This window comes from Flavobacterium sp. AK-345 (assembly GCF_058310175.1).
In genome coordinates, this window is the sequence record NZ_JBZEER010000005.1 from 1 (window position 1) to 12,821 (window position 12,821).

6 protein-coding genes and 1 tRNA gene are annotated in these 12,821 nt (G+C 36.2%); 1 reads left to right on the forward strand and 6 read right to left on the reverse strand.

The window, feature by feature from the left end; all coding sequences use genetic code 11:
- Positions 1–409: 409 nt before the first annotated feature.
- The 4 genes from AC4FQ3_RS10710 to AC4FQ3_RS10725 all read right to left on the reverse strand — a co-directional run bounded on the left by AC4FQ3_RS10710 (position 410) and on the right by AC4FQ3_RS10725 (position 5,978).
- Positions 410–1,237: a TatD family hydrolase gene (locus tag AC4FQ3_RS10710; protein WP_491181847.1), complete on the reverse strand. Its 828-nt coding sequence runs from the start codon at positions 1,235–1,237 to the stop codon at positions 410–412.
- Positions 1,238–1,560: 323 nt separating this feature from the next.
- Complete coding sequence (locus AC4FQ3_RS10715; protein WP_491181848.1) at positions 1,561–2,982, reverse strand: RtcB family protein; 1,422 nt, start codon at positions 2,980–2,982, stop codon at positions 1,561–1,563.
- 396 nt (positions 2,983–3,378) lie between these two features.
- On the reverse strand, positions 3,379–5,619 hold the full coding sequence (locus tag AC4FQ3_RS10720; protein ID WP_491181849.1) for a hypothetical protein: 2,241 nt from the start codon (positions 5,617–5,619) through the stop codon (positions 3,379–3,381).
- A gap of 242 nt (positions 5,620–5,861) precedes the next feature.
- Positions 5,862–5,978 (reverse strand) — tRNA-OTHER (locus tag AC4FQ3_RS10725).
- A gap of 508 nt (positions 5,979–6,486) precedes the next feature.
- On the opposite strand from AC4FQ3_RS10725, the gene AC4FQ3_RS10730 reads away from it, so the two are divergent.
- Positions 6,487–7,101 carry an HD domain-containing protein gene (locus tag AC4FQ3_RS10730; RefSeq protein WP_491181850.1) on the forward strand — a complete coding sequence of 205 codons (615 nt, stop codon included), beginning with the start codon at positions 6,487–6,489 and terminating at the stop codon, positions 7,099–7,101.
- A 74-nt stretch (positions 7,102–7,175) separates the two neighbouring features.
- Here AC4FQ3_RS10730 and AC4FQ3_RS10735 read toward each other — a convergent pair whose 3' ends face one another.
- Both AC4FQ3_RS10735 and AC4FQ3_RS10740 read right to left on the reverse strand, forming a co-directional pair.
- A complete protein-coding gene (locus tag AC4FQ3_RS10735) occupies positions 7,176–8,180 on the reverse strand; it encodes a PorP/SprF family type IX secretion system membrane protein (RefSeq protein WP_456313100.1) in 1,005 nt (334 codons plus the stop codon).
- Positions 8,181–8,195: 15 nt separating this feature from the next.
- Positions 8,196–12,596: a PKD domain-containing protein gene (locus AC4FQ3_RS10740; RefSeq protein ID WP_491181851.1), complete on the reverse strand. Its 4,401-nt coding sequence runs from the start codon at positions 12,594–12,596 to the stop codon at positions 8,196–8,198.
- Positions 12,597–12,821 lie beyond the last annotated feature (225 nt).

A 12,821-nucleotide genomic window follows, 5' to 3' on the forward strand; every position in this document is an offset into this window, starting at 1 on the left:
AAAGCAACAAACCAATTGTTACAAACATTCCTAATTTCCAAGTATATCCAGATTGCTTATCCATGATTTCTATTTTTATTTATTTATTCTCTTAAAAAAACTCATTCAATTTTTCCCAATTCCCAAGTTACTCACATTTTCCAAATTAAACTTGTCGCGTTCAACAAATAATTAGTTATTAAAAGTCTTTTATGTACAAATACTTTTCATCTTTGATTTACTTTTGCATTAAATCACTTTCATCAAAAATACATGATATTATACTAATTATTTTATGGTTTTTCCATAATCTTCATAATTGTTCAAGACATTCTTCGACACCAAATATAAATAAACAGAAAGCCTTTAAAACAAGTACAAATACCTGAATTTAAAAGCTACCAAATTTATACCTAACAGTTTTTGATCCCTAGGTTTCGGAACTGTTAGAAAGCACTAAATCCCAAAAAAACTCTTTAGTATTCCTAGTAGTTTCCTCCGCAACCACAATTCCCGAAACTCCTTTAAACTGCGCCACAGTTACTGCAACAAAAGGCAGAAAAGCAGGTTCGCAACGGCGTTCGTGGTATTTTTTCAGGAGATTATTGGGTACATTTTTTGGCAGCATGAATGGCGCATCGGTTTCGATCATCATTCTGTCAAGCGGAATGTACTGAATCACTTCTTTTAAATGCTCAAAACGTTTACTGTCTGAAATTGCTCCGGTAAAACCAAGATATAATCCGTTATCGAGATAGGTTTTGGCTTCGGTCAAACTTCCGGTAAAACAATGCACAACGGCTTTTGGCAATTGTGGCAAATATTCTTTTGTAATGTCTATAAACTTTGTAAAAGCGGCTCTTTCGTGCAAAAACAAAGGTTTCTGAACTTCAATCGCCAATTCTAATTGGGCTTTGTAACACGTTTCCTGAATATTTCTGGGCGAAAAGTCACGATCAAAATCGAGTCCGCACTCGCCTACCGAAACTACGTGTTTTTGTTTTAGTAAATTCCGCAGTTTCGAAATGCTTTGCGCATCAAAACTTTTCGCATCATGCGGGTGAATTCCTGCTGTGGAATATAATATTCCGGGATATTCTTTTGCTATTCGCGATGATTCTTCACTATTTCTTACACTTGTTCCGGTTAGTATCATTTGCGATACGTCGGCATCTAAAGCGTTTTGTATTACATCGTCTATGTCGTTTTGGAATTGTTTATTGGTTAAATTAATTCCGATATCTATGTATGTTTTCATTTTTTTTATTTTGCCACTAAGGCGCTAAGGCACAAAGTTTTTTTTAGTCTATTTTGTTTTTTTAATCGCGCAAAGGCGCAGAGGCGCAAAGTTTTTTTCGGGTGGTTTGTCATTTCAACGGAAGGAGAAATCACATGACGTAACTATACAGTTCGTCGCTCTCTGGATGTGATTTCTCCTTTCGTAGAAATGACAATATTGGGTTCAATCTTTGTCGAGCTTCTTTCGAAGATTTCTCTCCCGAAGCCTCGGGATCGAAATGACATAAAATGGGCTAAACCTTTGTCCCTATGAACCTCTGCCTCTCTGAACCTTCAAAAAAACTAATCTTCTCTACTTCCATCATCCGCCATTCTTACCAATTTTGGGGTGAACTTTGCTACAACGTTAACTAAATCCTGTTGGGCTTCCATTACCTGATTGATATCTTTGTAGGCCATTGGGGCTTCGTCTAGACCTGCTCCGATAAGCGTAACGCCGTGATGTTGCAGAATCGATTTCATCTCGTTTTTAGTGATGTTTTTTATGGCTTGTGTTCGGCTCATTTGTCTTCCTGCTCCGTGCGAAGCCGAATTGATGGCGTTCTCCTCACCTTTTCCTCTCACCAAAAATCCCGGCGCGGTCATACTTCCCGGAATGATTCCCATCACGCCTTTTCCGGCCGGAGTTGCTCCTTTTCTATGTACGATCACTTCTTCGCCGTTCCAGATTTCTTTCCATGCAAAATTATGGTGGTTTTCGACTTTGGCTAAAATTGTCGCACCCAAAGCACGTTCCATTTTGTTATGGATAATCTCGTGACAAGCGGATGCGTAATCTCCCGCCAAATTCATCGCCATCCAATATTCCTGCCCCAATTGTGAGTTCATATCCAAATACGCTAAGTTTTTAGCGACTTCCGGAAGTTTACAAACGTCTTTGGCGATTTTAGTATAATGTCCGGCAATTGTCGCGCCCATTCCGCGTGAACCGGAATGCGTTAACAAAGCGACATATTTTCCTTTTGGAATATTCAAAACCGTATCGTCTTTGGCAAATTCCATGATCCCGAATTCGACAAAGTGATTTCCACCACCCGAAGAACCCAATTGCGACCATGCTTTATCTTTCAAATTCTTCACAAACGGAGTCATATTAAAAGCATCGTTTTCTAAAACCGCGTGATCTGATTTGTATTGTCCGTGAAAACCGTGACCCGCTCCAAAAATAGAATTGGCAATTAATTCTTTTTTGAATTTGGCTTCGTTTTCAAAGTAAAAATCCTCCGCAATATCATAAACCGATAACGCCATTCTACACCCAATATCAACCCCAACACCATACGGAATAATGGCGTTTTTAGTCGCTAAAACTCCGCCAATCGGCAATCCGTAACCTTGGTGCGCATCTGGCATTAAAGCTCCGGCAACGGTAACGGGCAATTGCATCGCTACTTCCATTTGCTTTCTCGCGCCGTCTTCGATATGTTCTGCTCCGTAAGAAGCATATGTATTCGGATTTTGGTTTAAAGCGATGAAATCTTCCGGTTTTTCATTTGCTTTTTCGATTAGGGCAATGGCTAGTTTGCTAAAAATAGCGTCGTCTTTATAGTTTTCCGGCGTTTCTAAAACGTTTTTGAAATTGGCTATCATTTCATCACGTTTCAAACCGTGTCTTTTACTGTTTATTTTTAATGCGATTCCAATTATTTTTCCTTCCGGGAATCCTAATTCTATTATATCTGTACCGTTTATTTGTGTTTTCATTGTTTTTGTATTTTGATAGTACAAAGGTTGTTTTGTTCTGCGCAGTTATTTTGCGTAGTTTTATTTTTATTAATTTTCGCGCAAAGACGCAGAGGCGCAAAGTTTTTTTGTTCACGCAGATTGAGCAGATTGAGCAGATTTTCTTTCCTTATTTTATGTCAACTCATTTTGTGTCATTTCGACAGAGGAGAAATCGCATCCAGAGAGCGACGTACTGTGTGTCTTCACTTTATGTGATCTCTCCTCTGTCGAGATGACAAACAGTAGGTTTACAGCTTCAATAAAACTTTGCTACTTCGCGACTTTGCGAGATTAAATTTACCACACTTTGCGAAGATGCACTGCAACGCTACTCCACAAAAACCTTTGTCACTTTGTAACTCTGTACCTTTGCCACTAATCTATCAATAATTGCGTAACTGCCGCAGCATTTATCGCCCATTTTGCATCGTAAACCTCATCGGCGTTTTGATTTTCGGTGATTGTTAAACCTTGGGCTTCTGCTTTAAGTTCTAACAATTTACCAATATTCAATTTACTGCTCAATTTTGCCAATAATGCCTGAACTCCTTTAAAATCCAAACCTCCAACAACTTGTCCTCCGAAAGTCATCTCTAACCAAACGATTTCTCTTTTGGCTACATCCAACACTCCGAAAACCAAACCTTTGGCAACATTTTGCGTAACGCGAACCTGATGATCTACACACGACGGATCGTAGGCAACTCCGGTTTTCTCGGAGATTTTCATCGGGTATTTGCTGTTCATCCAACCTACAACCAAATTTGGCGAAATACTTCCGTTGCTGTAGGCATTGCAGGTAAAAGTTACAAATTTTGCGTTGGCTTTCGCCAATTCGTCGATGTTGATATTGATGTATTCTGCTGTTCCAATTTTATTCGGAATATGTCTGATATCACCGCTATGTTTACAACCAACCGTTTCCAATCGGCTGAAAGAACAGATATCGGCTTTATCTTCATAAGCGATATGACAGCTTAAATCCATATCCAAATGCTGTGCCTGCAAATCTTTTCCCCATTGCATAAACAATCGCACTTCGTTTCCTTCAATCGGGAAACGTGTTCCCATTAAAGCAACCGGCAAATCCTGAACCGTCTCGCTTCTATCACCAATCGAAACTGGCATATTAAACAATTGTGGATCAATATAGATCGTTTTGTTTGGGTTTGCGATTGCGGCAAATCGCTGCTTCATCGCTAAAAGACACAACGATTCGATTTGATTTTTCATCGCTTCTAATTGTGCTTCGTCATACAAATTCAATAAAGCATTTGCTGCAATTCTTTTATTTGTTCCGCCCAAAGGTTTCACGCTTCTTTGCATGTTTTTATCAAAATAATTTTGTGCATACATGTTTAAAGTGAATACCAATCTGGCCGGAACTTTATCGATAATTTCTTCAAAATGTGCCACCGTTTCGTCTGCACCAAACCAAAGCATATTCGAAAATAAAGAACGTGCAAACAATCCCGGACGCTGTTTTAACAACGCAAAAGTTTTATCGGCATCAAACTTTAATCTTGATGTGTTTACTTTACTTTGCCAAACATCATAAACCTGGTTGTAAAATACATCCATTAAAAAAGCCAATTTTTCAAAGCCTTTTCTTTTGCTGTATTCTGCCAAACGCAACGCTCTGATCACACGAACCCACATTCCTCTTTTTGGATGCATGATTTCGCACATCGTTTCAACATCCATATCAAGATTGTTCAACCAGTTCGCCACCATCAAACATTCTTTTCTTGAATATTTAAGTTTCAAATCTTTTTGAGATGCAATTTTTGCCTGCGCACTTGTATCCAAAACATTATAAAAATGTTGGGCGTTTTTAGACGTTCTTTTTATGATTGTTTTTGGCTCGATTATCTGCAATAAACCTGTATTTTTAAACCATAAATATCTTAAAATATCGGTTGGCGATTTAAAGTACTGAGATGCATTTTCGGCCTGATCTTCTTCAATTAAAATATCGATTACCAACATCAAAGTTTCCTTCATGGCAATATCTGTTTTTGGCAAAGGCAAATATTTCAAAGCCGTTTTTAAACTATCTATTTGCGTAGCGTCAAGAGCGGTTTTGGATTGCAATAACGATTTATAGAAATCTTGTAATTCCTTTTCTGACCATAAATCCAATACTTTTAATTTACTTCCCTGACCTAAGTTTTCGATTTTACCGAATTCAAACGGAGTTCCGCAAAACGGACAACCGTTGTATCTTTCTAAAGGAAAAGTATTGTCCGGAATAACATGTCCGCATTGCAAAGTCGTTCCTCTTTTTATATTTAAAACATTCCAGAAATACGTCACAACATGATCCAAAACAGATTCTCCCGTTGGGATATTCCATTCTTTAACCAAAGGCGTCCAGTTTGTATCGGTTCCTAAAACTTCTCTTAGTACTTCTAAAACTTCCACTTTATAATTTGGTTTTACATTGTTTAAAGCGTGTAATAACGATTCAGAAAATGTAAATCCGAGTTTTGAAACATTGGCCAATAAAACCGATGTTGTTCCTGATAAATTTTTGATATCATTCGCAATCATTTCTGATGGAATGAAAATAGCATTTTGACGTAAACTGATTTTTAATAATTCTTTTGTTTTCATTTTTTTTAATTTTTAAAATTTAGATAATTGCGTTTCTGATTTCTACCTAAAAGATTTTGAAGTAAGAAACACTTGACCTGAAATTTGAGTGTAATGGATTAACTAAGTTTATCTGGTGGCGCTTCCGCCGAGAAGTAAGTTAATCTTGACCCTCATTTTATTAATGATGATTTTAAAACTATGTTCGGATTCGAACCGAAATTAGCCGTGTTCTGAAGTAAGTTTTAATTGACCATTAATAGTGAAGCAGATGGGATTCGAACCCACGACCCGGACATTAAAAGTGTACGAAGTAAGTTTTGATTGACCTTTGAAGGATAATTTCAAAACTACCTGCTCTACCGCTGAGCTACTGCCTCAATTTAAATTGAATAAAAAGGTAATGGTGTAAGTGTGTACATTGGAAAGTGTTTTCGAAGTAACTCAAACTTGACCTGTTTTATTCTTTTTTTTTATTTGTATGAACGTTTGTTTTTATTTCTTGAACAAAGATTTCAATATCACTACGCAATTATTTTGCGCAGTAAAAAAAGAATTTTATATTTGAGTAAAGATTATTTTATCAAAATAGCTTAAGTCGTATAGGGACAACATATTTATAGTTTTTAGGAATTTATTGAAAAAACCCATGGGGGTGGGATTATTTTATTAATAAAAATAAAAACCTAAAATATCGCTCCGATGGAGCTTTTGTAGAATACCTAAATAAACTATAAATATTACGCTCCGATGGAGCTAAACTACTATCCTGGATAAATTGGCTATAAATATTACGCTCCGCTGGAGCTAAACTACTATACCGTATAAAAATTGGCTATAAATATTAAACTCCGATGGAGCTTTTCATCAGATTTAAATAAAAACAACATGAATTTAAAAGAAATATATTCTGAATTATTGACCAATATTGGTTTCAGAGAAAGTGAAATTGAGCAAAATTGGTTAGATTTAGAAAAGGCATATTCCAATAAATCAAGGTATTATCATAATCTGACGCATATAAATGATATGGTTGAATGTTTTGAAATCTATGCTGATCAATTAAAATTTCCCAACGAAGTTTTATTTTCTATTTTTTATCACGATTACGTTTATAAAAGCAGTAAAAAAGATAATGAACTGAAAAGTGCTGAATATGCCGTCAAGATTCTTCCGAAAGAAACCAATATCAATTCAAAGTTGGTTTTTGATATGATTTGCGCTACACAGCTTCATCAATATAATGAAATTGAAGATATTAACTGGCTAATTGATTTTGATTTGAAAATTCTCGCGCGAGACTGGAGCGAATATCAAATTTATTTTGAACAGATTAGAAAAGAATATAACATTTATCCTGATTTTCTATACAAACCCGGACGAGCAAAAGCTTTGCGACATTTTTTGGAAAATAATTTTATTTTTCAAACTAAAACCTTTAGAGATTTGTTTGAAGAAAAAGCGAGAGCCAATATTGAAAAAGAGATTTTGTTATTGACTTGATATCGTAACAATTGTTAAACCCGACAGGTTTTTAAAACCTGTCGGGTTGCTATACGTAAAAATGCCTTTTTATTTTATCTTTTGCCTTCGTAATTTGGGCAGCCAAAACATTTTTTAGCTAAGCTAAATTGATACGTTAGGGATAATTCATAAATTCCTCCTGTTTTACCAATTTTGGTCGTGTTTAAATCGTAAGATAATCCCAATCTTAGGTTTTCATACTGCAATCCTGTAAATAAGTTTACAGAAGTTAGCAAATCGCCATTCATTCCGTTTTTTGCAGGATTTGTTACGGCTGTAGCACCAAAAAATATTTTTTCGAATAGTATCGAAGCTCCCAAATCAAATCGGTTATAACGGCCTTGCTGCATGTAGTTTGATGTTACAAAAAACTTAGTTTCATACGGCAGGAATACCGCATCTATATAATCTGCAATAAGAAATTCGTAACCACCGCTTAGGGAGAAAAAAGTATTTAAAGGCAGATTTCCCTGTGAGCTAAAGGCAATGTTTGGTTTATTTAAATGTTTCATCGAAAGTCCAATCCAGATTTCATCGGTATTAAAAACCATTCCCGCTGAAACATCAAAAAAGTTGACTTTGCTGTTTAATAAAATGGGGTCGTTTGAATTTGGATTTATAACGCCCGTTCCTATATTAATCTGATCTTCTAATAATAAATTCTGAAATGCAAACGATTTTATTCCGTAACCTACTTCTATAGCAGGTCTAAAGAACCAATAATCATTTAATCGTACTTTGTACGCATAATTGGCGTTGATTTCAAAAAAATTATAATTGGTTACATTTTCTCTCTGGTTTAAGACACTGACTCCAAAACCACTGTTAATATCTTCGCTCCACGTGTTTACAAATGCATAATCTGTATCAATTCTCAGATCAAGATCCGGCCATTGTTCGCGGTGAATTATTCCGGCATAAGTAGTTTCCATAAAACCCGAAAATCCTGGATTTAGTGTTTCGGGAATTAAAAAATATTGTGTAAAAATTGGATCTTGCGCTCTTGCCTGCGAAAAAAAGCAACATGTTATTAGTATAAAAAATAGTTTTAATTTCATTGTAAATCTTGTTGCTTATTTAATTAATGTGAATGGCCCTTTTTCTACTACCGTATGGTTGTAAAAGGTTTTTAAAGTGATTTTGTAATAGTAGTTACCGTTTTCGGCATCTAAATCTTTTATCTTTCCATTCCATCCCCTAATATTTATCCCGGATTCTGAATATACAACGGCTCCCCACGTATCAAAAACGTCAAGAGTAATGTCGGACAATCCCAAAAATACGGGCGCAAATGTATCGTTGAAACCATCATTATTGGGTGTAAATGCATTTGGCATAATAAGGCTATACCCTTTTTCGACCACTATTGTCGCGCTGTAGCTGTATTGACATCCAAAAGGATAATTAACGGTTTGTTTTATGGTATAAGTTCCAACTCGGGTATAAATATGTTCCGGACTTTCTTCTGTTGAAAAAACACCGTCGCCAAAATCCCATGAAGTACTAACGAAATCGCCTGTCGCCAGATTTGTAAATTTCACCGGATCATAAATCGAGTATAAATCGAACATTTCTTTACCATAAGAACCCGTTGAAAAATTAGCCTCGCCCAAAACCGGTGTATCCACATTCAATGCATAATCTGATTTACAGCCAAAACTATCTGTAACACTAAAGATGATTAAACCATTATTTTCGGTATTCATAATTTCGTTATTGGCACCTGTAATAACACCATCAGACCAGCTTAAGGTGTAAGGCGGAATTCCACCTTTTACGTGTCCAACGAATGTTTGTTTCACATATTTGGTCTCGCAATTAAAATCGGTTAAAACTTCAACTGTTGGCGTTAGCTGGTCGAATCTGGTAATTGTCCAGGTATCTGATTGCTTACAGCCATTGGCGTCTGTTACAATAACGGTATATTTTCCAGGTACAAGATTCGCTAAATCTTCCGTTCTTTGTCCGTTTGACCAACTGTACGAATAAGGCTGTGTACCACCTGTTACTACCAAATTAATTTGACCTGTATCTGCTCTGTCACATTGTAACGGATTCGAAACATCTGCTCTGATCTCCAGCAATAAAGGCTCTACAATTTTGAATGTTTCTTTGATTTGACAATTTTTGGCATCGGTAATCGTTACTGAATAATCCCCTGGCCCAATATTATTTCTTTCAATTCCTGCTGTTGCATCATCATCCCAAACGAGTTTAACAGGCGCTTTTCCTCCAACAAGATTTAAACGGATGTGTGCATCTTTTTGACCAAAACAAGTAATTTGTTTTACGTTTGGATTGATGGTAAATACAGGCGCATTATCGATGATTATGGTAAACACTTTAGGGCAGCCCAATGAATCTGTAATGGTAATAATATATGTTCCGGCAGATAAATTATTCTGCACAAGCCCTGAGCCTAAATTGCTCCATTTTATAATATAAGGATCTCCCGTTGCAAACGGAACTCCTCCTGTAATACTATTTATGGTAATCGAAGCATCGGCATAATTATAACAGGCAATTTCTGTTTTGGTATAGTTTAATTTTATTTCATCATTTTGAAGTACAATAACCTGTAAATTATCCGTACAACCAGAATTATCGGTTACCGTTAGATTATAAGTTCCTGCATACAAGTTTCTCGGATTTTGAACTGTACTTACATATCCGTTTGGCCCTGTCCATCTGTATCTGTAATTAAAAACACCCGGAGATGTTTCGGTTACCCGACCACCAACTGTTTTTACATTAATTTCTCCCGTAGCATATCCGTAACACAAAATATTGGTCTGGCTTACATAGGTTAATTCTAACAATGGCGGTTCTATAATGGTATAACTTCCTGGTAGAATATTACAGCTATTTGCTTCTGTAATGGTTACATCGTATTTTCCGGGTGTCAAATTAGAAAGATTGCCAGAGTTCACTGGAAATGCAGCTCCGTCTTTTGTCCACACGTATTTATAAGGCTGAGTTCCGCCGGTTACATTTACATTAATTCTTCCATCATTTGCACCAAAACATGTAATGTCCGTTTTAGGTTGTGACAGAATTTGAAATTGTCCTGGCTCGCCAACAAAATAGCTTTTTACAAAAGGACATTTTCCGTTATCGGTAACAGTCAAGTAATAAGTACCCATTTTTAAATTCGAAATATTTTGATCTGTACTACTAAAGTTAGGACCTGTCCACGAGAATTTGTACGGATTTCCAGTAAGAAAAGGAATTCCAGCTACGGTTATTGATATTGCCCCATCACTTAACCCATAACAGGTTACGGTTTTTATCGTTTCAACCACTTTTATCAAAGGATCAACGGTAACCGTAATGGTAAAATTAGGTCCCGGACAAACCTTAGAGATAGGCGATACTGTATACGTTACCGTAGCTGGGCTATTTGTATTATTGGTTAAAAACTGACTAATTGTCGAAACAGGACTTGATTGTGCATTTGCTCCACTTACAGCGCCCGGAGGAGAAACTACCGGCGTAGACCAAATATAAGTTGTTCCTGCAGGTACATTGTCTGTTCCGTTTGAAAACGGCGTAACCTGAAACGACAAACCACTACAAATTTGTATTGTTTTTGGCGTTATTACTGGCGAAAGAACAGTATTGACCGAAAAATTTCTCTCCGCTCTAGTAGTACCACAGCTATTTGTAACTTCAAAAACAGCTTTATAATCCCCACTCGTGGTGTAATTTATCGATCCCGGATTCAACGAAGTAGAGGAAGATGGAGTTCCTCCGTCAAAAGTCCATTTATAAGTAATTTCACTATTTGGGGAACAAGTTTCCTCAACCTTTCCTACTGGTTTTATGGTTGCCGAATTACAAAAATCAGAAATAGGCTGTAAGGTAATAACTGGTGGTTTTTTGACTTGTATTTGTTTTGTAATAGATCGGTCTATTCCACAAGAATTTCTGGTTGTTAGCCTTACATAATAAGTACCCGGCATTATAAAATTAAAAACAGGTTCTTTAGAATAGTAATTTGTTCCATTGGCAAAATTCCACTGACCTCTTCCGGTTCCCGGAACTGCTTCTTTACCACAAAAACCGTCAACGTAGTTATAAACTTCCCAATAATAAGTTTCCGTTCCACAGCTTAAAGTGGTGTTTGTTGTATTAGTAATTTGTAGATTACTCGATGCACAAGCATTCCCATAAGTAAAATTAGGCTCTAATATAGGCTCTACACATATTTGTCTTTGAAATGCACTTCCAGCTCCACAAGGCGTTGTTGCATTTAATGTAATGGTATATGTACCCGGTGTTGTATAAACATGCGTTGGATTAACTTCTCTGGATACAGGAGTTCCGTCACCAAAATTCCAGGTGTAAACATTCGTAGTACTACATCCGTTAGTATATCCTGCGTAAGTTGTATTGTTAAAAGAGGTGTATGTATTAGCACAGGCAATACTATTTACATTAAAACTTACTTGTGGCACATCTAAAATAATAATAGGTCCGGCTTCTAGAATTGTAGATGTTCCACAAATATCATTATATATAATTAATGTAACTTTATTTCCATTGGGACAGTTAGCTCTAGTAAATTTATGAGGTATAGGAAAATTTAATGAAGCTTGAGGATTTGCTGCATTATAGTAAGATGAGCTTTCTAATTGGGCTTGCGTAAATGATTGTCCCGCACCATCGCCATAATTAATCTCATATCTAGTACTTGTGGGATTAAGTCCCCACGATCCTATCGCAAAATTCATTTCCGGAACTGGTATACATAAATTGGTCGTATTACCCGGAGCGATAAGAGCTCCAATTGGGTTATTGGAATTTTTAACGACATACGTAATTGAATTGCTGCAACCATTACTTCCGTTTGCGGTTATGACCATATTAAAAGAACCTAATTTTTGGAATTCATGCGTTTTTGGAAAAGTAACATTGGCTTCAGAAGTTCCATCGCCCCAATCTACATTGTATGCTGATATACAACCTACTGAAGTAGAATTATTTCCAACATTGATCGTATATTTAGGATTCGAGTTATTATCTCCACATCTTTCAAAAGGTTTGCTAGATCCTGGATTATTCTGGTCTACAAATTTTAAATCGGGTTTTTGTTTTACAGAAACAGTTCTTGTTCTCAAGTTTACTTCGCCATTAGCATCAGTTACGGTAAGTGTTACATTAAAATTTTGGAAACCACAACCTAACGCTGTGTAACTATGACTTGGATTACTGTCTGTTGAATTAGGAGTTCCATCTCCAAAATTCCATACATATTTATATGGGGCAGCACCGCCGCTTACAACAGGATTAAAGCTAACAGGAGCTCCGGAACATGCACCGTCATTGGTAAAAGTAAAATCTACATTGGGTGGTGCAACAAAGTTTATATTGTTATTACGAACTGTTAAATTCTTATCGACTGTATGAAAGCCGAAAACCGAAGAAGTAATTAATAAAACAAAAAATAGGTGTAAAAAGTAGAGTTTCCTCATAGAAAAGAATTTGTTTTTGAGTCGTAAAAGTATACGTTTTTCTTAAACAAAAAAATAGTACAAATACCCATTTTAAAAAGAAGCAGCCAACCCAATGCGCAAGTATTTTGCGCAGTACAATAAAAAGTGTATTTTTAGCACTTAAGTTACCAAATCAAGAATTAATACCTATTCAATAAATTTTAACAAAAATAACGCAACCAACTAATTATAAGATTTTATTTA